The 21,846-nt window shown below is 63.3% G+C and carries 19 protein-coding genes; 8 read left to right on the top strand and 11 right to left on the bottom strand.

What is annotated here, in order from left to right:
* The gene (locus K9B37_RS04670) at positions 1 to 216 is read right to left on the bottom strand and encodes a glutathione S-transferase (RefSeq protein ID WP_439651681.1); all 216 of its coding nucleotides are present in this window, start codon (positions 214 to 216) and stop codon (positions 1 to 3) included.
* Positions 217 to 745: 529 nt separating this feature from the next.
* On the opposite strand from K9B37_RS04670, the gene K9B37_RS04665 reads away from it, so the two are divergent.
* Positions 746 to 1,747: an MBL fold metallo-hydrolase gene (locus K9B37_RS04665; RefSeq protein ID WP_439651680.1), complete on the top strand. Its 1,002-nt coding sequence runs from the start codon at positions 746 to 748 to the stop codon at positions 1,745 to 1,747.
* Here the strand turns inward: K9B37_RS04665 and K9B37_RS04660 are convergent.
* Positions 1,710 to 2,381 carry an HAD family hydrolase gene (locus K9B37_RS04660; RefSeq protein ID WP_224311668.1) on the bottom strand — a complete coding sequence of 224 codons (672 nt, stop codon included), beginning with the start codon at positions 2,379 to 2,381 and terminating at the stop codon, positions 1,710 to 1,712. The two genes, K9B37_RS04665 and K9B37_RS04660, sit on opposite strands and share 38 nt — an antisense overlap.
* A 9-nt stretch (positions 2,382 to 2,390) precedes the next feature.
* Complete coding sequence (locus K9B37_RS04655) at positions 2,391 to 3,095, bottom strand: GyrI-like domain-containing protein (protein WP_305072128.1); 705 nt, start codon at positions 3,093 to 3,095, stop codon at positions 2,391 to 2,393.
* 303 nt (positions 3,096 to 3,398) lie between these two features.
* On the opposite strand from K9B37_RS04655, the gene dapF reads away from it, so the two are divergent.
* Both dapF and mtaB read left to right on the top strand, forming a co-directional pair.
* Complete coding sequence (gene dapF, locus K9B37_RS04645; protein WP_224311667.1) at positions 3,399 to 4,283, top strand: diaminopimelate epimerase; 885 nt, start codon at positions 3,399 to 3,401, stop codon at positions 4,281 to 4,283.
* Entirely contained in the window at positions 4,283 to 5,536 is a 1,254-nt protein-coding gene (gene mtaB, locus K9B37_RS04640; protein ID WP_224311666.1) for a tRNA (N(6)-L-threonylcarbamoyladenosine(37)-C(2))-methylthiotransferase MtaB, read from the top strand. Before dapF ends, mtaB begins: the two co-directional genes overlap by 1 nt.
* 102 nt (positions 5,537 to 5,638) lie before the next feature.
* Here mtaB and K9B37_RS04635 read toward each other — a convergent pair whose 3' ends face one another.
* Positions 5,639 to 6,352, bottom strand: coding sequence for an RluA family pseudouridine synthase (locus K9B37_RS04635; RefSeq protein WP_224311665.1), 714 nt, complete (start codon positions 6,350 to 6,352; stop codon positions 5,639 to 5,641).
* Between the two features lie 66 nt (positions 6,353 to 6,418).
* Between K9B37_RS04635 and ftsY the strand changes: the two genes are divergently transcribed.
* Complete coding sequence (gene ftsY, locus K9B37_RS04630) at positions 6,419 to 7,741, top strand: signal recognition particle-docking protein FtsY (protein ID WP_224311664.1); 1,323 nt, start codon at positions 6,419 to 6,421, stop codon at positions 7,739 to 7,741.
* Positions 7,738 to 8,361, top strand: a complete 624-nt coding sequence (locus tag K9B37_RS04625) for a septation protein A (RefSeq protein ID WP_224311663.1) — start codon at positions 7,738 to 7,740, stop codon at positions 8,359 to 8,361. Before ftsY ends, K9B37_RS04625 begins: the two co-directional genes overlap by 4 nt.
* An 87-nt stretch (positions 8,362 to 8,448) precedes the next feature.
* Here K9B37_RS04625 and K9B37_RS04620 read toward each other — a convergent pair whose 3' ends face one another.
* Positions 8,449 to 9,786 (bottom strand): adenylate/guanylate cyclase domain-containing protein, encoded by a 1,338-nt coding sequence (locus K9B37_RS04620; protein ID WP_224311661.1) that lies wholly within the window; start codon positions 9,784 to 9,786, stop codon positions 8,449 to 8,451.
* A 162-nt stretch (positions 9,787 to 9,948) separates the two neighbouring features.
* Between K9B37_RS04620 and K9B37_RS04615 the strand changes: the two genes are divergently transcribed.
* Complete coding sequence (locus K9B37_RS04615) at positions 9,949 to 10,437, top strand: YaiI/YqxD family protein (protein WP_224311659.1); 489 nt, start codon at positions 9,949 to 9,951, stop codon at positions 10,435 to 10,437.
* Here K9B37_RS04615 and K9B37_RS04610 read toward each other — a convergent pair.
* From K9B37_RS04610 to K9B37_RS04600, 3 genes are read right to left on the bottom strand one after another with little or no spacing between them, the layout of a single operon-like run.
* Positions 10,403 to 10,981, bottom strand: a complete 579-nt coding sequence (locus tag K9B37_RS04610; protein WP_224311657.1) for a DsbE family thiol:disulfide interchange protein — start codon at positions 10,979 to 10,981, stop codon at positions 10,403 to 10,405. The two genes, K9B37_RS04615 and K9B37_RS04610, sit on opposite strands and share 35 nt — an antisense overlap.
* Positions 10,974 to 11,150: a heme exporter protein CcmD gene (gene ccmD, locus K9B37_RS04605; protein WP_369414212.1), complete on the bottom strand. Its 177-nt coding sequence runs from the start codon at positions 11,148 to 11,150 to the stop codon at positions 10,974 to 10,976. Before ccmD ends, K9B37_RS04610 begins: the two co-directional genes overlap by 8 nt.
* A complete protein-coding gene (locus tag K9B37_RS04600; protein ID WP_224311656.1) occupies positions 11,134 to 11,874 on the bottom strand; it encodes a heme ABC transporter permease in 741 nt (246 codons plus the stop codon). Before K9B37_RS04600 ends, ccmD begins: the two co-directional genes overlap by 17 nt.
* Before the next feature lie 118 nt (positions 11,875 to 11,992).
* On the opposite strand from K9B37_RS04600, the gene K9B37_RS04595 reads away from it, so the two are divergent.
* Complete coding sequence (locus tag K9B37_RS04595) at positions 11,993 to 12,976, top strand: M23 family metallopeptidase (protein WP_224311654.1); 984 nt, start codon at positions 11,993 to 11,995, stop codon at positions 12,974 to 12,976.
* 32 nt (positions 12,977 to 13,008) lie between these two features.
* Here the strand turns inward: K9B37_RS04595 and ccmB are convergent, their stop codons facing one another.
* Together ccmB and ccmA are read right to left on the bottom strand one after the other, a co-directional pair.
* The gene (gene ccmB / locus K9B37_RS04590; RefSeq protein WP_224311652.1) at positions 13,009 to 13,674 is read right to left on the bottom strand and encodes a heme exporter protein CcmB; all 666 of its coding nucleotides are present in this window, start codon (positions 13,672 to 13,674) and stop codon (positions 13,009 to 13,011) included.
* Positions 13,674 to 14,318, bottom strand: a complete 645-nt coding sequence (gene ccmA, locus K9B37_RS04585) for a heme ABC exporter ATP-binding protein CcmA (protein ID WP_224312124.1) — start codon at positions 14,316 to 14,318, stop codon at positions 13,674 to 13,676. Before ccmA ends, ccmB begins: the two co-directional genes overlap by 1 nt.
* Before the next feature lie 290 nt (positions 14,319 to 14,608).
* Between ccmA and acnA the strand changes: the two genes are divergently transcribed.
* Complete coding sequence (acnA, locus tag K9B37_RS04580) at positions 14,609 to 17,317, top strand: aconitate hydratase AcnA (protein ID WP_224311650.1); 2,709 nt, start codon at positions 14,609 to 14,611, stop codon at positions 17,315 to 17,317.
* 97 nt (positions 17,318 to 17,414) lie between these two features.
* On the opposite strand, the gene K9B37_RS04575 is transcribed toward acnA, so the two are convergent.
* Complete coding sequence (locus K9B37_RS04575) at positions 17,415 to 21,044, bottom strand: hypothetical protein (RefSeq protein WP_224311649.1); 3,630 nt, start codon at positions 21,042 to 21,044, stop codon at positions 17,415 to 17,417.
* Positions 21,045 to 21,846 lie beyond the last annotated feature (802 nt).

The raw sequence follows: 21,846 nt of genomic DNA, 5'->3' as shown, positions 1-21,846 counted from the left end.
TCAATCCATCTCTTTTGCGATGAGCGGTACATCGCGCTTCGCAAGGGCCTTTTCAAAGTGGTCGATGGCCGCCGCGAACTTGTCCCGGCAGCCCGGATTGCAGAAGCCGACGACCTCGCCACGATAGAGGGTGAGCGAATCCGCCGCGATCGGCTTTCCCGACCACGGGCAGGTCTCGTTGACCGCGTCCTCGATCCGCAATGTGTCGTTCGACATCCGTTTCATCCTTTTCGTCATGGCCGCACTCGATGCGGCCATCCACGTCTTTTAAGGCACGATGCCAAGGCATGGATGACCGGGACGAGCCCGGTCATAACGGGCGAGAGAAAGACCCAAATGAGAACGCGCCCGAGGGCGCATCGCGCTGTCGGGCGTTGACCTCCAGCCTCGCGGGCTGGTCGGCGGCTCAAGGGCTCGCTCTACAGATTTGAGGCCAGCACGTAAGGGTGAAACGGGGCAAAGTCAAGGAAAGGTGGCCTCCTGGGGGAGTTTGGGCTAAGGCCATGCCTGTCATTCCGCGCACCACCCTTGTCATTCCGGATGGCCGAAGGCCAGTCCGGAACCCATAGCCGCTAACATTTCAGAATGAGAGCTATGGTTGCCGCTGCACTTATCCTGAACCGTTGACGTTTATGGGTTCCGGGCTCCGCTGACGCGGCCCCGGAATGACGGCGGTGAGGATTCCCCTTGCGGAGATCTCTTCGCCACCCCACGCTTAAGGCCACGTCTCATTCCGTGACCGCCGATGAAACACCACAAGCCGCCCAAAGCCGTGCGCAATCCCTATTATTCCGGTCCGGCCTCCGACCATTTCGACGGCCTTCGCTTCTTCTCGCCGGTCCAGGCCCCGGACAAGACGCTGAAGGATCTGCTGCGTTGGCGGCGAGAGGGTAAAGGGGCTGCGTGGCCGAAGCGCCATCCGAGTCCGTTCCGGGACAAGCCGCCGGAGCGCGTCGAGGGCCTGCGGATCACCCTCATCGGCCACGCATCGTTCCTGATCCAGGCGGCCGGGCTCAATATCCTGGCCGATCCGGTCTTCTCCGAGCGGGCAAGCCCGCTGCCCTTCGCCGGGCCGAAACGGGTGAATCCGCCCGGAATCGCGTTTTCCGATCTGCCGCCCATCGACGTCGTGCTGATCACGCACAACCATTACGACCATCTCGATCTCGCAACGCTGGGACGCCTCTGGCGTGATCATCGGCCGCGCTTTGTCGCTCCGCTAGGCAACGACACGATCATTCGCGCGCGCTATCCCGACATTCCGGTGACGACGGGAGATTGGGGAGATGCCTTCGATCTCGGCCACGGGATCACGGCGCATCTGACCCCGTCTTATCACTGGTCTGCTCGCGGCATGCGCGACCGGCGCATGGCCCTATGGTGCGCCTACGTGCTTACCACCCCGGCGGGGACCGTCTATCACATCGGGGATACGGGTTTCGGCGACGGCGAGATCTTCCGCGCCGTGCGAGCCCGTTTCGGTCCGCCGCGCGTCGCCCATCTGCCCATCGGCGCCTATGAGCCGCGCTGGTTCATGAAGCCGCAGCACATGAATCCGGAGGACGCTGTGCAGGCCTTCCAGCTTCTCGGAGCGGAGCAGGCCCTTGGCCACCATTGGGGCACGTTCCGGCTCACCGACGAAGCCATCGATGCGCCGCCTCAGGCTCTCGCCGCAGCACTGGCGGAAGCCGCTACGCCGGCCGAGCGGTTCAGGCCCCTGCGGCCCGGAGAGGTGTGGACCCTATAAGCTCGCGGATCGGCGCTTCGAGCGCCGCAGGCGTATCCACCAGACGCGCGACGCCAGCCTTGAGAAGCTCCTCGCGCGAGCCGTAGCCCCAGGTGACGCCGATGGGGGTAAGGCCGTTCGCCCGCGCCCCGATCGCATCGTGCTCCCGATCGCCGATCATGATGGCGTCGCGCGGTTCGAAGCCCTCGAGATCCAGGATATGGCGGATCAGGTCACGCTTGTCGGCATTGCGATTGTCGAGTTCGGAGCCGTAGACCGCCGCGAAAGAAGGCAACAAGCCGAAATGCTCGACGATCCGTCTGGCATAGACGTGGGGCTTCGAGGTCGCGACGAGGAGCCGGATGCCCTGCCCTTTCAAGCGATCGAGAAGATTTGGAATGCCAGGATAGACCTCGTTCTCGAAGAGGCCCACCTCACTGTAGCGCTCGCGATAGAGCCGCACGGCCTCCGGCGCATCCTCCGGACCTCCGAGGAGCCTGGTGAAACCGTCGATCAGCGGCGGCCCGATCATCCAGGTCAGGGAATCCGCTTCGAGGACGGGGCGATGAAGCCGCTCCAGGGCATACTGGATCGAGCGGGTGATGCCGACCTTCGGATCGGTCAGCGTCCCATCGAGGTCGAAGAGGGCGATCATCGGAAGCGCTTATTCCTTGGGCTGGACGTAGATGTTGATCTCAAGATTGGTGTCCGAAGGTTCGGTCATGTCGGACACGTATTCCTCGATGAAGGCATCCTTGGCCGTAATGTCCTTGGCGTCGAGATAGGCGGTGATGGTCTCGTAGGTGCCATCGATCTCGTCATAGGCGTCCTTGTGGACGAAGCGCAGGGCCTTGCCCTCCGGCGTCTTGCCGAGCTTGACCTCGGGGGTGAGCTCCGTCTTGCCCTCGGGCGCCTGAGCGATCGGGATCATGGCCTCGTAGCGAAAACCCTTGTCGTCGGTCTGAGCGAAGACCGTGATCGGCTTGCCGGCTGGGGCGATTCCGGCGGCCTTGAGCGCGCCTTCGATTTTGCCGAACACGCCCTTGAGGTTGCTGAACGCATCCTCCCAGTTGCTCGTGCCGGTGATGATGGCCGCGGGCTTCGCCGGCAACACCACCTCCTCGACGCCGGTCGGATCGCCGGGCGTTGGGATCAGAGTCGGCAGCGTCGTCGCCGAAGGAGCCGGGCTCGCAGGAGCGCTCGGGGCCGGCTGGACCGGTGCCGGCTGGCCTTGAGCCTGGTTCGGGGTCGGTGCGGGAGCGGAAGGCTGAGCTGGCGCAGGCTGGGCCGGCGCCTCGTTCTGCGCGGTCGGGGCGGCCTTCTCGGCAGAGGGAAGGACAACTGGCGCGGGGGTAGCGGGCGCCGGCATGGCCGCCTCTCCTGCCGGGGCCGGGGACGGCGTTTGCGCGAATGCGGGCCCTACAGAGAGGGACGCCAAGAGGCAGAGAAGGGAAAAACGGAGCCGCATCAGGGGTCCACCCATCGAATCACGAAAAGGATCTTTCGGTGCACCATAGAGGCCTTTCAAAGGAGCCGCGAGGCCATGCCGCTGGGTCAGAAGCCGTCCTGAGGCCGAATGATGCGGTCCGTGGCAGGCCGATCATCCGTCGCTGATGCCGGTAGTGACGCGTTGCCTCTCGCGATTTTCTCGAATTTGGGCCATATAGCGGCCATGAGTTTTCTCGCAAACCATCGCTTTCTCAAGATGAACGGTCTCGGCAATGAGATCACCGTGCTCGATCTGCGCGGCACGCCCCTGCGCGTCAGCGCCGCAGAGGCGCGCGCGATTGCCGCAGATCCTCGGTCGCGGTTCGACCAGCTGATGGTTCTGCACGATCCCGTCACGCCCGGCACCGACGCCTATATGCGGATCTACAACACCGACGGCTCGGAATCCGGCGCCTGCGGCAACGGGACCCGCTGCGTCGGCTGGGCGATGATGACCGACCCGGTCATGGGCCATGCCTCGGGGCGAACGCTCGTGCTGGAGACCAAGGCCGGGCTTTTGCCGACCGAGCAGGTCTCGGACAGGGTCTTTACGGTCGATATGGGCCCGCCGCGTCTCGCCTGGAACGAGATTCCCTTGAGCCGTCCCTTCCCGGACACCCGCACCATCGCAATCGAGACCTCTCTGGCGGAGGCCCCGGAACTCGCCGGCCCCTCGGCCGTCAGCATGGGCAATCCCCACGCGATCTTCTGGGTTGCGGATGCGAACGCCTATGATCTGAAGTCGATCGGCCCCAAGTTCGAGCACGATCCGGTGTTTCCGGAGCGGGCAAACATTTCCCTCGCCCAGGTCGTCGGATCGGACCGCATCATCCTGCGCGTCTGGGAGCGCGGAGCCGGGATCACCCGCGCCTGCGGCTCCGCCGCCTGCGCCACGGTGGTCGCCGCCGCCCGCAAGGGCCTGACCGGGCGCAAGGCAATCGTCTCGCTTCCCGGCGGCGATCTCCTGATCGAATGGCGGGAGGGCGACGATCACGTGCTCATGACCGGACCCACCGAACTCGAGCACGAGGGAACCTTCTCCCCTGCCCTCTTCGCGGGAGCCGCCTGATGGGCATCGAGGTCGTCACCTTCGGCTGCCGGCTCAACACCTACGAGTCAGAGGCGATGCAGCGCCATGCGGAAGAGGCAGGCCTCGGCGAGGTGGTGATCGTCAATACCTGCGCGGTCACCGCGGAGGCGACGCGCCAGGCGCGCCAGTCGATCCGCAGGATCGCCCGCGAGAAGCCGGGCGCGCGCATCGTCGTCACCGGCTGCGCGGCGCAGGTCGAGCCGGAGACTTTCGCGACCATGCCCGAGGTGGCGAAGGTTCTCGGCAACCACGAGAAGATGAAGGCGGAGACCTGGGGCGCTTTACGCGATTTCGGCGTGGGAGCGAGCGAGAAGGTTCTCGTCAACGACATCATGGCGGTGAAGGAAACCGCCGTGCATCTCATCGATGGCATGCGTGGGCGGACCCGCGCCTTCGTGCAGGTGCAGAACGGCTGCGACCATCGCTGCACCTTCTGCATCATCCCTTACGGCCGCGGAAATTCCCGTTCGGTGCCTATGGGTGCGGTCGTGGACCAGGTCCGCACCCTGATCGGGCACGGCTCCCGCGAAGTGGTGCTCACCGGCGTCGACATCACCAGCTACGGCAAGGACCTGCCGGGCGAGCCGAAGCTCGGCTCCCTGGTGAAGAGCCTGCTGCGGCACGTTCCGGAACTCGAACGGCTGCGCATCTCCTCCATCGACTCGGTGGAGGCGGACGACGACCTTCTCGACGCCATCGCCAACGAGACCCGGCTGATGCCGCATCTGCATCTCTCTCTGCAGGCCGGCGACGACATGATCCTCAAGCGCATGAAGCGCCGGCACCTGCGCAAGGATGCGATTGCCTTCTGCGATCAGGTGAAGCGGCTTCGTCCCGACATGGTGTTCGGCGCCGACATCATCGCGGGCTTTCCGACCGAGACCGAGGAGATGTTCACCCGCTCCCTCGACATCGTCGAGGAATGCAGCCTGACGCATCTCCACGTCTTTCCCTTCTCCCCCCGCCCCGGCACCCCGGCCGCCCGCATGCCGCAAGTGGCCCGCGACGCGGTGAAGGACCGCGCACGGCGCCTGCGCGAGAGGGGCGAGGCGGCGCTCCTGAAGCATCTCGGGGAAGAGGTCGGAGCCCGACGTAACGTGCTTGTAGAGACCGGCCAGCTCGGCCGCACGGAAGGCTTCACCCTGGTTCGCTTCGACAGAAGCGTTGCCCCGGGCGAGATCCTCCCCGTCACCATCGCCGGGCATGACGGCAAGGAGCTGCTGGCGGCGTAAACCGGCGTCATCCCCGGGCTTCCCCCGGGGATCCACGTCTTTGCAGCGCTGTGTTTCCTTAAGACGCGTATGGCCGGGACAGGCCCGGCCATGACGAGGATTTTACTCGCCAGTCCTCCCTGGAACCGTTGCGCTGTCGGGTCTGACACCACATGCCCTTATGCGCTCCCGCATATGTTCCGGCACCGGCGCCTCGACGGTGATCGGCGGCTTTTTCGGATAGAGCGGAATCGTCACGCTGCGGGCATGGAGATGCAGACCCGGCCCGCCGAAGCGCGGCGCCGTGCCGTAGATCGGATCGCCCAGGATCGGGAAGTTCATGGCGGCGCAATGGACGCGCAGCTGATGGGTCCGTCCCGTGACGGGGCGCAGCTCGAGGAGGGTGAGGCCCTCTCCCCGTCCCAGCACCTTCCACTTCGTCAATGACGGCTGGCCCTTGGGATCCACCTTCATCCACCAGCCGCGATCGGGCGATTTCGGCGCCAGCGGAAGGTCGATCTCACCCTCGTCGTCATGCGGTCCGCTTTCGACCACCGCCCAGTAGACCTTGTCGACCTCGTTCTTGCGGAAGAGTTCGTTGAGGCGGGCAATGGCCTTCGGATGACGGCCGAGCACAAGGCAGCCCGAGGTGTCCTTATCGAGCCGGTGCGCCGCTTCCGGGCGCCGCGGCAAACCGAAGCGGAGGGCATCGAGATGCTGGAACAGGGTTTCGCCCCCCTTGGGGCCCGGATGCACGGGCAGCCCAGCGGGCTTGTCGATCACGAGCATCAGGGCATCGCGATATAAGATCTTCGATACTATCTCTTCCGCATTCATGATGCCTCGGCTATCGAGGCCCACGCGTTAAGGCAAGCAGCAAAGCGAAAGGCGGAACGAGAACCCATGGCTGAGACGAAGCCCGAGAAGCCCGGATTCCTGTCCCGCCTGTTCGGGCGCAAGGCCGATGTACCAGTCCCGGCCGCTCCGGCGGTGCCGCAGGCCGGCGGCGAGCCCGAGACCATGCCATCGCCGCCCGCGACGGCGGCCGACGACCTTGTGCCTGCTCCCCCGACTGTCACGGCTGCCTCTCCGGATACGCCGGAAGAGGACAAGGTCGCTCTGGAACTGACCGGTGCCGACCTCCAGCCGGTAGAAGGCCTCGCGCCGGAACACGACCTGAAGGAGATCGTCGCCGAACCGGTACCGGAAGCACGGCCCGCAGCCACGCCAGAGCCGGAGCCGGAAGCACAGCCTGCATTCCCCCCTGAGCCGGAGGCGCCCGCGGTCCCGCCGCCCGGAAAGCAGAGCTGGTGGCAGCGCCTGACCGAAGGCATGCGCCGGACCTCCACGTCCCTGTCGGAAAGCGTCACGGGTCTCTTCACCAAGCGCAAGCTCGATGCGGCGACACTCGAAGAGTTGGAAGACGCTCTCGTTCAGGCCGATCTCGGCGTCGACACGGCTTTGCGCATCACCGAGGCGATCTCCGCCGGGCGCTACAACAAGGAGATCTCCCCGCAGGAAGTAAAGACGATCCTGGCCAGCGAGGTGGAAAAGGCGCTCGCTCCCGTGGCGCTGCCGCTCACCGTCGCGCGTGAGAAGAAGCCGTTCGTGATCCTCATGGTCGGGGTCAACGGCGCCGGCAAGACCACCACGATCGGCAAGCTGTCGCAGAAATTCCGCGCCCAGGGCCTCAAGGTGATGCTGGCGGCCGGCGACACCTTCCGGGCCGCCGCGATCGAACAGCTCAAGGTGTGGGGCGAGCGGGTGGGCGCACCGGTGATCGCCCGCGCGCAAGGGTCCGACGCCGCGGGCCTCGCCTTCGACGCGTTGCAGGAGGCAAAGGCCACCGGCATGGACGTGGTTATGATCGACACCGCCGGACGCCTGCAGAACAAGGCCGGGCTCATGGCCGAGCTCGAAAAGATCGTGCGCGTCGTCAAGAAGTTCGACGAGAGCGCGCCGCATGCCACGCTCCTCGTGCTCGATGCCACCGTCGGCCAGAACGCCATGAGCCAAGTGGAGCTTTTCCAGAAGGTCGCAGGCGTCACCGGCCTCGTGATGACGAAGCTCGACGGCACGGCGCGCGGCGGTATTCTGGTGGCGCTGGCGGCCAAATTCGGCCTCCCCGTCCATTTCATCGGCGTCGGCGAGCGCGTCGAGGATCTGGAACCCTTCGAAGCCCGGGATTTCGCCCGTGCCATTGCCGGATTGGAAGAAACCGCATGACTGAAGGCCTGATCGAAACCAAGTCCGATGCCAAGCGCCTGCTGCCCCTCGTCAAGCTCGTCCTCGAGCTTGGGCCGCTGGCTTTGTTCTTCTTCGCCAATGCCTATGCGGACCGCTTCGGCTACGCGGAAAATCAGCGGATCTATGTGGCGACCGCCCTGTTCATCGTCGCCACCTTGGTGGCGCTGAGCATCAGCTATGGATTGATCCGCAAGCTGCCGATCATGCCGCTCGTCTCAGGCGTCGTGGTGGTGGTGTTCGGTGGGCTGACCCTGTTCCTGCAGAACGACATGTTCATCAAGCTCAAGCCCACCATCGTGAATGCGATGTTCGGACTCGTGCTGCTCGGCGGCCTGTATTTCCGCAAGCCGCTGCTCGAGATCGTTCTCGACAGCATGTTCGAGCTGACGGACGAGGGCTGGCGCAAGCTCACCTTTCGCTGGGCGCTGTTCTTCTTTGTCCTCGCTATTCTCAACGAGGTGGTGTGGCGCACGCAGACCACCGACTTCTGGGTCGCCTTCAAGGTATTCGGCATCATGCCGCTCACCATCGTCTTCGCGCTCGCGCAGACACCGCTGCTGCTCCGCTACGATTCGAGCAAGAAAGCGGAAGAGGCCTAGAGCATTTTTCGGCGAAGTGGATTCGGTTCGCCGAAAAATGCGGCACACCAAGGATAATGAGATGATTCCACGATAGTGGAAACAGCTCTAAGCCCGCGGCTTCATCAGCTGGATCGGGCGCGTCACGCCCGGCAGAGGCGGATGTTCGATGGTGATCCAGTCGTCACTCTCGCCGGCGGCCACCACGCATTGAGTCGAGACGAGGAACGGGCAATCCACGGACTTCGTGGCTTGCTCGATGCGCGCCGCGGTGTTCACTGTCTCGCCGAGCACCGTGAATTCGAGCCTGTCCTCGTCGCCCACTACGCCGCAGAAGACCTCGCCCGTATGGATCCCGATGCCGATGCGCACGGGCGGATCGAAATGGCGCTTGGCGTTCCAGCGATCGATGAGTTCGATGAGGGTCCGGCCGCAGGAGAGCGCGCGCGCCGCATCCGAACCGGATTCCGTCGGCACTCCGAACAGGATCAGGGCTCCATCGCCCGTGAACTTGTCGATGACGCCGCCATGCTTGGCGGCCGCACGCATGACCCGGCGGCGGAATGACGAGATGAAGACCGCAAGCCGTGCCGGATCCATGGTCTCCCCATAGGCGGAGGAATCGCGCATATCGACGAACAGCAGGGTGACGGGAATGCGCCGTCCCGCCCTCAAGGACGCAAAGGCGCGCTCGGACAGGATCGGCGCCAGCTCACGCGGCAGGTAGCGCGTCAGATTGAGACGCATCGTGGTCTCGCGCACGGCCCGCTCCAGCAGGAGCCGACCCTGCCGCGCCACCAGGACGAGGATGAGAGCGGTTGAGAGCACCATGGCGACGCGGATCATGTTGGCTTCCCAGCCGAACTGGCCGGCAAAAGCCCCCAGGGCCTGCTCTCTTTCCGCAAAGGTGAGAGATGCTCCCGACACGACCAGCGATCCGAGCCCGGTCACGTAGAGCGCGGCGACATAGGCCTGGAGACGCGGGCTGTAATGGATCGCGCTCGCCGCCATGGTGATCGGGATGACCCATATCCCCGGAAATACCGAGAAGAAGCCCCCCGGAATTTCGAGAACCCAGTGGCTGTAGCCGAGATTGGCGAAAACGAGCACCGCGTCGAGGGTGGCCGTCAGGCCGGGAAGCCAGGTGACAGCGATCCGACGGGAGGCGAGCCAGGCGCTGCCGAGACCGACCAGCCCGAGCAATGTCAGGGTCATTTCAGCGGCGCGGATCTGGTGGATCGCCATCATATAATCGGAAGGCACATCCCGCGTGGCGATCAAAACGGCAATCAGCAGCAGACCGGAGACCACCAGCCGCGCAAAGCCCGCCCGTCGCAGGGCGGCAACATCGGCCTCGCGCATGAGCCGGTCCGTGGTATCGCTCAAGGAGCGCCGCGCCCCAAGCTTGCGGAGCAATGTCCAGGCAGGAAAGAGGCGGCTCGTCATAGGCGGGAACTTCCATTCGAGGTGGACCGGACTTCAGCCACATGGCAGACCACATGGCAGACCCTCCGAGGTCGCTGAGCAGGACCATGCGGCGCGGCAGGCCATGTCACCCGATTCTGGCACAACAATGCCAAGCCTGCGACGGAAGAGAGGACAGAATTCATGGACGCATCGCCCCAGGACCTCACCATCTATGTGGATGCGGATGCCTGCCCGGTCAAAGCCGAAGTATACAAGGTGGCGGAGCGGCATCGAGTAAAAGTCTTCGTGGTGGCGAACAGCTTCCTGATGATCCCACCTAGTCCCCTGATCGAACGTGTCGTAGTCGGCGGCGGCTTCGATGCGGCGGATGACTGGATCGCCGCCCGGGCCCGGCGCGGCGCCGTAGTGATTACCGCCGACATCCCCCTCGCCCATCGCTGTGTTACGGCCGGGGCCGACGTGATCGGCCCCACTGGCAAGCCTTTCACGGAAGCCTCCATCGGCATGGCGCTCGCCACCCGCGACCTCATGGAGGACCTGCGCGCCATGGGACAGGTGTCGGGCGGCCCGAAGCCCTTTTCCGGCAAGGATCGCTCGGCCTTCCTGTCCGCGCTCGATCTGGCGGTCGTCAGGCTCAAGCGGGCGGGGTTTGGCGCAACTTTTCCTTGAACGATCCAAAATTCTCCGGCGTCAGCGGGCCGATCTGCTTGTGACGGATCGTGCCGTCCGGCCCGACGATGAAGGTTTCCGGCACGCCGTAGACACCCCAATCGATGGAGGCGCGGCCATTGGGGTCGACGCCGACCGCGGAGAAGGGATTGCCCAGCGCACCGAGGAAGCGGCGGGCATTGTCCGGGTTGTCCTTCTGGTTGATGCCCACGACCCGGATCGTCGGATCCTTGGCGAGCTCCACCAGGAGCGGATGCTCCTGCCGGCAGGGCGCGCACCAGGACGCCCAGACATTCACCACCGTGACCTTGCCCTTGAGATCCTCGTTGGAGAAGCCGGGAACCGCCTTGCCGCTCGCCATGAGCCCTTCGAGGGGCTGCAGCGCGAAGGTCGGCGCGGGCTTGCCGATCAGGGCGGACGGAATCCGCGAGGGATCGCCGTCCCCGAGGCGGAACACGAAGAGGCCTGCGAGCGCGACGAACACGAGGACCGGCAGCAGGAAGATCAGGCGGCGGCGCGGCGCGGCGGCCGCCATCTCAGCCACGGCGCGACCTCCGGCCCGCTCCGCGCGCCTCGAGTTCGGCGAGCGCTCGTCGCTGGATTCGGTGATCGACGACGGCCCGGAGAATCAGGCCGACCACGACGAGAGCCGTGATTGCATAGGCGCTGGCGATGAAGAGCGCGTGGGAGGACATGTCAGGCAGCCTGCGCATCGAGGCGCTCGGCCTCAAGAATGGTGAGCGTCCTGACCCGGCGCCGGAGAATTTCCGTCCGCATGCCGGAAAGATGCAGCGTCACCCCGAGAAGCGTGAAGCCGGCCGCCATGACCAAGAGCGGAATCAGCATGGAGGGGTGAATCGTCGGGCCGCCGAGGCGGAAGACGGAAGCCGGCTGATGGAGCGTGTTCCACCAGTCGACCGAGAACTTGACGATCGGCACGTTGACGGCCCCCACGAGCGTGAGAATCGAAACGGCCCGCGCGGCCCGGTTCGGTTCCTCGATGGCACGCCACAGGGCCAGGATGCCGAGATAGATCAGGAGCATCACCAGCATGGAGGTAAGCCGCGCATCCCATTGCCAGTAGGTTCCCCACATGGGCTTGCCCCACAGGGAGCCGGTGACGAGGCAGATGAAGGTGAAGGCGGCTCCGATGGGCGCCGCTGCCTTCTGCGAGACGTCGGCCAGCGGATGGCGCCAGACGAGGGTGCCAATCGCCGAACTCGCCATGATCATGTAGAAGAACAGGGACAGCCAGGCAGCCGGCACATGGAGATACATGATCCGAACCGTCTCCCCCTGCTGGTAGTCGGCCGGGGCCGTGAACCAGGTCATGTAGAGGCCGACCATCAGGATCATCGCCGCCGCCCCCGCCAGCCACGGCAGAAGAGCGCCGCTGAGCGTCATGAAACGGGTCGGGTTGGCGAGATCGCGGATCATGAGACCGATGTAGCGGGCCGCGCGTGAGGCTGCAACGAGAGGATTGCCGCAATCACGGCATCTTCAAATCGCCACATGACACGTTTTAACGTTTGCGCGACCCTTCGATGGAGTTTCCATGCGCGTATCGATGTCTCTTACGGCCGTCCTCTTCGTCGTCCCGGCCGCGTCCGCCTCTCCCTCGCTCCGATGGCCTCTCGATTGCGAGGCCGGGCGGAGCTGCGTCGTTCAGCATTATGTGGATCATGATCCCGGAAAGGAGGCGCAGGATTATCATTGCGGGACGGCGACCTATGACGGCCACGACGGCACCGACATCCGTCTCCCGAGCATGGCGGCGCAAAAGAGGGGCGTGGCGGTTCTCGCCACAGCCGGAGGAACCGTCCTGCGTGTCCGTGACGGCGTTCCGGACGTCTCCGTCGCGGCTCAAGGACGAGATCGCGTCGAAAATATCGAATGCGGCAACGGCGTCCTCATCGATCTCGGTGAGGGATGGGAGGCGCAGTACTGTCATATGGCCAAGGGGAGCCTTGCAGTTCATCCCGGTGACAAGGTGAAGACAGGCGACCGGCTTGGCCTGGTCGGCCTCTCCGGTCTTACCGAATTCCCGCATCTGCATCTTACCATCCGCAAGGACGGTAAGGTGGTGGATCCTTTCGCTTATGGGGCCGAAGAGCGATCCTGCAATGGCGGCTCCTCTCTCTGGGCCGAGAACCTCGGGCGCAGCCTCGACTACGAGGCCGGCCACGTTCTCAACAAGGGTTTCGCGCCTGGCCCGGTGACCATGGGGGCCATCGAGGCGGGCATGGCCGAACAGGACCTGCCAACGACGCAATCTCCGGCGCTCGTCGCCTTCGTGCGCGCCATCAATCTGAAAGGCGGCGACCAGCAGGTTCTGATCCTGTTGGATCCGGACGGCACGCCCGTGGCCCGCAACGACGCACCACCCCTCGACCGCACGAAGGCACAATGGATGATGTTTGCGGGCCTCAAACGCCCCGCCGGCGGTTTTCGTCCCGGCCTTTATCGCGCCATTTACAAGGTCACGCGCGAGGGAAAGCCCGCCATCGAGCAGGCCTTCGGAATCAGCCTGCGGCCTTAGGCAGTCTCTAGAAAAGAACCGATCAGCCGACGCTACTCTCCCGATCGCAGCGCTGCAGCGGCACCCACGGTGCCGACCACGGCGGCGACGAGAGACAGGGCGATCAGGATCAGGAAGGGTGTTGCGAAGGGAATCGTGCCGCCCGTGGCCGCGGTAGCGGCGGACACCCCGAAGATCAAGGTCGGGATCATGAACGGCAGGACGAGAATCGCGAGGATCAGCCCGCCGCGCCGCAAGGAGGCCGTGAGCGCCGCCCCGACGGCCCCGATGAAGGTCAGGGCCGGCGTGCCGACCAGAAGGGTTGCGACCATGGCGAGCATGGATTCCGGCGTGAGAGCGACCAGAAGGCCGAAAAAGGGAGCCGCGAGCGCGAGCGGAAGCCCGGTGACGAGCCAATGGGCCGTGACCTTGGCCAGAACCACCATCTCCATTGGGGTCTCCGACAGGCGTAGGAGATCGAGGGAGCCGTCCTCCTGATCGGCCTGGAACAGCCGGTCGAGCCCAATGAGGGTGGCCAGCAGCGCGGCGATCCACAGGATGGCCGGGCCGATGCGCGACAGCAGGTTGAGATCGGGCCCGAGTGCGAACGGGATCAGCGTCACGATGGAAAGGAAGAATACGAGGCCCATGAGGCCCGAGCCGCCGACGCGGGCGGCAAGCTTCAGGTCCCGGATCAGAAGGGCGCGGAACGGACGCATCAGGCACCCTCCCCGTCCGCGACGACGAAGGCGGATCGATCCGGTGCGGGACGCTCGATTCGAATGGTCTTGGCCTCAGCCAAAGCGAGCGGCTGATGGGTCGTCGCAATGACGATCCCGCCTTTCCGGCGATGCTCGTCGATCAGCCGAAGGAGCGTTTCCTGGGAGGCGGCATCGAGCGCCGCCGTGGGCTCGTCGAGGAGCCAGAGGGAACGCTCGGCTACGAGAAGCCGCGCCAAAGCAACACGCCGGCGCTGGCCGGCGGACAGATAGGCGACCGGCAGCCGGGCCGCGTGGGCGAGGCCCAGAGCGGCGAGTGCCTCGCGCGGCGCCAGGGCCGGGGATCCGAGAAAGTCCCGCGCGAACGTGAGATTCTCCTCGGCCGTCAGAGCCGCCTTCAAAGCGTCCCGGTGGCCGACATAGTGAAGGCATTCCGACAGGCTGCGGCCGCCCGCCTCTTCGAGAGCGAGAGAACCTCCGGCGGGCGCAAGCCGCCCGGCGAGGATATCGAGAAGAGAGGATTTTCCGGCACCGTTCCGGCCGAGCACCAGGAGAGCGTCTCCCGAATCGAGAGCGAAGGAGAGCCCTTCGAAGATCCGGCGCTCGCCCCGGCTGCAGGCCAAATTCTCAACGTGAAGACGCAAAACCCTGTCGCCCCTGCCGCGATCCTGACGGATCACCATTGATTAAGGACAATCCCGAAAGCCGTTTCCGCTTTTGGGAGTCCTGCCCTGAATCCACCCCAGAATGGTTCTAAACCGTGTAGCGGGGTCGTTGGAAATGATCTATACCACCCTCGGCTGCGCCGCGCGCCATGGCGTCCAATCCGCTTCGCGCGCTTCTCCCCTGTCCGGGCACCCCCGGAGCGGCGCGCGCTTATCGCGCTTTCGGCCGAACAACCTGTTCGTAACCCAAATGCACGCGAGGATTCGCCGTGACGCTTTCCAATAGCTTCAATGCCCGCCAGACCCTGAAGGTGGGCGACAAGATCTATACCTATTACTCTCTCGCCGAAGCCGAGAAGAACGGTCTGAAGGGCATTTCGCAGCTGCCCTTTTCCATGAAGGTCCTCCTCGAGAACCTGCTTCGCTACGAGGACGGCCGCACCGTGACCAAGGCCGATGTCGAGGCCGTGGCCGAGTGGCTCCATAACCGCGGCAAAGCGGAAAAGGAAATCGCCTATCGCCCCGCCCGTGTGCTGATGCAGGATTTCACCGGCGTTCCGGCCGTGGTGGACCTCGCGGCCATGCGCGACGCCATGAAAAACCTCGGCGGCGACCCGCGCAAGATCAATCCGCTCGTGCCGGTTGACCTCGTGATCGACCACTCCGTGATCGTCGACGAGTTCGGCACGCCGAAAGCCTTCGACCGCAACGTCGAGCTCGAATACCAGCGCAACGGCGAGCGCTATCGCTTCCTGAAGTGGGGCCAGAGCGCCTTCGAGAACTTCTCGGTCGTGCCTCCGGGTACCGGCATCTGCCACCAGGTCAACCTCGAGTTCCTGTCGCAGACCGTATGGACCCGCAAGGACATGGCGGCCGGCGAGTTCGACGTCGCCTATCCTGACACCCTGGTCGGCACCGATTCCCACACCACCATGGTCAACGGCCTTGCCGTTCTCGGCTGGGGCGTCGGCGGCATCGAGGCGGAAGCCGCCATGCTCGGCCAGCCGATCTCCATGCTGATTCCCGAAGTGATCGGCTTCAAGCTCACCGGCAAGCTCCGTGAGGGCGTGACCGCCACCGACCTCGTGCTCACCGTCACGCAGATGCTGCGCAAGAAGGGCGTGGTCGGCAAGTTCGTGGAGTTCTTCGGTCCCGGCCTCAACGACATGACGGTTGCCGACCGCGCCACCATCGGCAACATGGCACCCGAATACGGCGCGACCTGCGGCTTCTTCCCCATCGATCAGAAGACGATCGACTATCTCAAGACCACCAGCCGCACGGACGAGCGCATTGCCCTCGTCGAAGCCTATGCGAAGGAACAGGGCATGTGGCGCACGGCCGAGACGCCGGATCCGGTCTTCACCGATACCCTCGCGCTCGATCTCAACGACGTGCAGCCCTCGCTCGCCGGCCCGAAGCGTCCGCAGGATCGTGTGACCCTCGACACCTCCAACACCGACTTTCGCAATGCGATGGAGAAGGAGTTCCGGAAGGCCGCCGAGATCGGCAAGCGCGTGAAGGTCGAAGACGCCAATTTCGACCTCGGCCACGGCGACGTGGTGATCGCGGCGATCACCTCCTGCACCAACACCTCGAACCCGAGCGTGATGATCGGTGCCGGCATCCTCGCCCGCAACGCGGTGAGGAAGGGCCTCAAGACCAAGCCGTGGGTGAAGACTTCCCTCGCGCCCGGCTCGCAGATCGTCGCCGAGTACTTCAACAAGGCCGGCCTGCAGGAAGATCTCGACGCGCTCGGCTTCAACCTCGTCGGCTTCGGCTGCACCACCTGCATCGGCAATTCCGGCCCGCTGCCGGAGAACGTGTCGAAGGCGATCAACGACAACGACCTCGTGGCCGTGTCGGTGCTCTCCGGCAACCGCAACTTCGAAGGCCGCGTGAATCCGGACGTGCGAGCGAACTACCTCGCCTCCCCGCCCCTCGTGGTGGCCTATGCGCTCGCCGGCTCCATGCTGGTGGACCTCACCAAGGAGCCGCTGGGTAACGGTTCGGACGGCAAGCCGGTCTATCTCAAGGACATCTGGCCGTCCTCCGCCGAGGTGCAGGAGTTCATCGACCGCACGATCACCAGCGAGCTGTTCAAGTCCCGCTACGCGGACGTGTTCACGGGCGACGAGAACTGGAAGAAGGTCACGGTGGAACCGGGCCTGAATTTCCAGTGGGACATGGGCTCGACCTATGTGCAGGACCCGCCCTATTTCGAAGGCATGACGAAGGAGCCGAAGCCGGTCACCGATATCGTGAACGCGCGCATCCTCGGCCTCTTCCTCGACTCGATCACCACGGACCACATCTCGCCCGCCGGCAACATCCGGGTGAATTCGCCTGCCGGCCAATACCTGCAGGAGCACCAGGTCGCCGTTGCCGACTTCAACCAGTACGGCACGCGGCGCGGCAACCATGAGGTGATGATGCGCGGCACCTTCGCCAATATCCGCATCAAGAACCAGATGGTGAAGGATGAGACCGGCAACGTGGTGGAAGGCGGCTACACGATCCACCAGCCTAGCGGAGAGCGGATGTTCATCTACGACGCCGCCATGCGCTACCAGGCGGACGGCGTGCCGCTGGTGGTTCTCGCCGGCAAGGAATACGGCACCGGCTCGTCCCGCGACTGGGCGGCCAAGGGCACGAACCTTCTCGGCGTGCGCGCCGTGATCGCGGAGAGCTTCGAGCGCATCCACCGCTCGAACCTCGTCGGCATGGGCGTTGTGCCCTTCGTGTTCGAGGGCGACACCTCTTGGGCTTCGCTCGGCCTGAAGGGCGACGAGACCGTGACGATCCATGGCCTCGCCGGTGACCTGAAGCCGCGCCAGCGCATGGAAGCGGAAATCAAATCCGCCGACGGCAGCGTGAAGAAGGTCCCGCTCGTCTGCCGCATCGATACGCTCGACGAGCTGGAATACTTCCGCCACGGCGGCATCCTGCAATACGTCCTGCGTCAGCTCGCGGCGTAACGTTCCGCGTTTCCTTGAATAAAGAAGCCCGCCTCTCGGCCGAGAGGCGGGCTTTTTGTTGGGCGGCGGCGCGATGTGCGCTGCACTCGCTGTACTCTCAGATGAAGAAGAAATCCTTGTAGGTGAGGGTTGTGCCTTCGCCCTTCTGGAGCTTTACGGTACCGATCTCCAGCATGGCTTTCGAACCCGAGCCGTCTGCATCCCAGTACAGCTTATACTCGGTCGGTTTGATCTTCTTGGCGATGAGGAAGTCATCCTTATCGAGCGCCTTGTCACCAACCCGGAAATAACTGCTTTTCATCTTATAGGGGCTGTCGAGTCCTGCCTTCTTCCCCTTCAGGTACTTGGCGATTGTCTTGTTAGTGAACGCCGCATCGTCGAGGAAGATGGAATCGTACTTTGGCCCGAAATCGTAGATCGTGTCCGTGTTCTTCGCGGCGACGCTCTTGCTGGTGAGCTTAGTGTCGAAGACGAAGGCGTCTCGGCTCGCCGAGCCCTTCATGCCGTAGAGCTTATCGTTGCCCGCACCACCCCCGATGGTGTCGTTGCCAGCCTCGCCCTTGAGCGTGTCCTTGCCTGCACCGCCGAACAGGCGATCATGGCCGGCGCTGCCGAGAAGAACGTCGTTCGATGCGCCGCCAAAGAAGACATCGTTGCCCGACGTTCCCGAAGTGAATTCCGGATTGATGTCATTGATGTTGATCGCGAAGGTCTGATTGGCAACGCCGCCCTTGCCGTCCGAGACCTGAACGGTGACATTGTGCGAGTGCGCCTGCTCGTAGTCGAGGCGAAAGCCATCGGCGACCAGGATTCGGTTTCCGGAGAGAGCGAAGCGCCCACCTGCGTTGTCGATCAGCGCATAGGACAAGATATCCTTGTCCGCATCGATCGCCGATAGGGTGCCGACCTGTTGTCCCGCCATGGCATATTCGTCGGCCGAGGCTCCGGACAACGTTATGCCGGTCGGAGCATGATTGATGTTCTCGTTGACGTCGGCGACATTGATCTTGAAGGCCTGCGTCGCGCTGATGCCGCCAGCATGCCCGTCATCGGCCTTCATATAGACCATGACGTATTTCTGACCGGCCGGCAGCTTCTCATAGTCGAAGGGGGCTTTCAGCTTGAGCTGCTTGTGGCCATTGCCATCGTCGACGATCTCGAACAGGTTGTTGGCATTGCCGGCAACCGTATTGTCGAAGGTCCAGGTGAAGGTGGTATCACCTGGATCGCTGTCATGCGCCGAGAGGTTGCCGGTGAAGGCGGCATTCTCGTTGATCGTGACGACCGTACTGTTGTTCAGTTCAAGCTGATTTGGAACGTGGTTGCCGTTCACAACGTCCTTCACAGTGATGGTGAAGGTTTGGTAAGCGGCAGCGCCATTCTGGTCCGAGACCTTGAGCGTCACCTGGAAAGTCTGGTCTCCGGGGCCGCCCGTAAGCTCCTTCGCGACCTTCAGATTCCCGCTGGCATCAACCTCGAACCGACCGTCTGCATCAGCGGCCTGGCCGTTCGCATCCTTGAGCTCATAGACGAGCCCGGTTGTTCCATCCTCAGGGTCATGGGCCGAGAAAGCGCCGACTACGCTTTGGGGAGCTTTGTCCTCATCGACAACGTTGTTCGACAGGCCATCGATGATCGGGGCGAGGTTGGCGCCTCCCGGTGCAAGCCTCACGATCTGACCGTCGAAGTCCGCGAACTCGATGTTCTTGAGGGTGTCCTCTCCGTCTTGGCCTTTGACGGTGAAGGTTCCGTCTGCATTCTCGACGATGTTGTAGCTGGCGTAAGAGCCGCTGAACTTTGCCGTGTCGACGCCGTTTTCCCCATCCAGGTAATCGTTGCCTGCTCCGCCGGTCATGATGTCGTTGCCGGCACCGCCGTAGAGAACATCGTGCGCTCCACCGCCATCAAGGACATCGTCACCCTCATCGCCACCGAGAACATCTTCTCCGCCAGCGCCGGTAATGGTGTCGTTGCCGCCCAAGCCCGAGATCAGGCTGCCGGCCGCACTTGCTATGAACGTATCGGCATAGTTCGAGCCTTCGAGCTGCTGGATATTGACCAACTGATCGCCTTCGGCATCGCCATACTTGCCGATGCCGGAGCCGAGATTCACCATCACACCTGCGGAGGAGGTCGCATAGCTCACCCGGTTGATGCCGCCCTCGCCGTCCAGGAGATCGGCTCCAGCGCCGCCGATCAGCGTGTCGTTACCGTCGCCACCCTTGACGGTATCGTTGCCCTCCGCAGCGACGATGCGGTTATTGCCGGCATTGCCGGTCAGGATGTTGTCGTAGTGGTTGCCGACGATGTTCAAGTCGGCTGTGCCTTCGAGAATTACGTTCTCGATCGCCCAGATTGTAATGTCGAAATCGACCGTGCTATGGACCGTGTCCGTCCCTTCGTTGCCCAGCTCGAAGACTTTATCGCCCGCACTGTCGACATAGTAGACGTCGTTGCCAGCGCCGCCGGCCATGGTATCGTCGCCCTTGCCGCCGTTGAGCGTGTCATTGCCCTCGCCGCCATCAAGCCGGTCGTTGCCAGCGGCGCCGGCCAGACTGTCGCTGCCACCCATGCCATCGAGCGCGACGCCGCGGCCACCGCCAAGATCGATCCCTATCAGCGTATCGCTGGAATCGGTTCCCTGCACCGCTTCGATGCTGATCAGGATATCGCCCGCCGCCCCGCCGCCATTATTCGCGCTGTTCGACAGGTCGACGGTGACACCACTCGTCATTCCGAGATAGGACACCGTGTCGGTATCGGTTCCGCCATCGAGAGTGTCGCTGCCTAACCCACCGAAGAGCGTGTCGTTACCCTCGCCGCCGTCAAGATGGTCGGCGCCATCCTTGCCGATCAGATGATCGTTGCCGCCCTTGCCCCAAAGCGTGACGCCGTTGCCGTTCGCCAGCTTGACGCCGATGAGCGTATCCGCTTGGTTCGTGCCTTCGACGGTCTCGATATTGACGAGAAAATCGCCCGCCGCCGCCCCGCCGTTGTTGTTGGTCGACAGATCAACGATGACGCCGCTTGTCATGGCGATATAGGTGACGGTGTCATCATCGTTGCCACCGTCGAGACTATCGGCGCCAACGCCGCCAACGAGCAGGTCATTGCCGTCACCGCCTTCGAGCGTGTCATTGCCTGTGCCGCCGTAAAGGGTATCGTTGCCGCCGTCGCCACCAAGGCGATCATCGCCTCCAGCTCCGTAGAGCGTGTCCGCCCCATCGCCGCCATGAAGCTGATCGCCGAACTTCGTCCCGGCATATTGCTGGCCAATCTCGTCGCCCGTCCAATTGACCGCTGCCGTGCGCGGATCGTAGATGGCAAACTGCGCGGGGCCGCCGATGATTGCGGTCTTCCACTGAACTAAAAACCGCCCGTCGTTCAGGGCGACGATTTCGGGATGGATAGCTCTCGCCGTTGGCATATCCCACTGATCAACCTGTCCATCCCGGAATGTGCCCACGTGAAGCGGCCCGGTAGCGTCGCCATCGATCACTGAGAAGGCAAAATCCGAACCGGACAGATGCTGTATAGCCGTGGGCCCTAGAGGCTTATTGCTATCGTATAGAATGATCGTCTCCTTGACACGGCCGTCTGCAAAGAAGATTTTCGCCTTCAGGCTCCCCGATGTGGCAGTATTCTCCACATAGGTTACTGCAAACGTCCCGTCAGCAAGGGCCGTCACATCGCTGGCTTGAGCAAGCTCATAAGATGCATCGCTCACGGCAGTCCGGATTATGCGAAAGCCATTTGCGAATGAAACCGAGAGGTAAAGTTTTTGATCGTTGTATTCCAAATTCGCGAAAGTATTCTGGGATACAGCACTTTTTCCCATGTTAAGACCACTTGAACTGATCGTGCCGTAAAAAGCGCCGGCATCCGAATGCCGGAAGTATTTAACTGCTCCATCGCTATTATAGGTGATGTCGAAAGAACCATCTGCAAAGACATTGGCGGAAGGACTAAGTCCTATTCCTGCGATCAAGTTTGCTGACGCAATAGCATTTTCATCGAGCTGACCGCCGAAAACATCGAAGGTTTTCTGGATGAGAGTGTAGTTATTACTGCCGTCATAATGGCCGTAAGCAACGATGAAACGCCCGTTCGGCAGTGCCGCGACCGATGGAGCTCTGGCTGCTGATGTACCTGAGTCTCCAATGATGAATGTCTGCCCAAAGGGCGTGCCATCGGCGTTAAGGATTTGGCCCCTGTAAACCTGGTCATCAGCATCCAACCAGGTCGCAACGATCCATCCGTCTCGCAAAACGGTGGTGTTGGCAACTGGCTCCAAAACCCAGGGTACATGCATTTCAATGGAGGTAATATCGCTCCACAGATCAGGAATCGTCATGATCGACCTCCGTAAACCTTATGTTCCTATGGGCAGGACTGAGCCTTGCTGTGTTGGGGGCAGGCTGAAACTTGGTTTTTTAATGGGATGAGATGTTGTTTTCCGACTTAACGTAATGTTATTAAAAATCAACCCTTGCCCGGATGCGTCACGTGCCATTCGACACGCTCACACT

Origin of the sequence: Microvirga puerhi (assembly GCF_020089865.1) — a bacterium.
GTDB classification, from domain to species: Bacteria; Pseudomonadota; Alphaproteobacteria; order Rhizobiales; family Beijerinckiaceae; genus Microvirga; species Microvirga puerhi.
The sequence above is the reverse complement of the archived record's forward strand: the minus strand, read 5'-3'. Positions and strand labels throughout refer to the sequence as shown.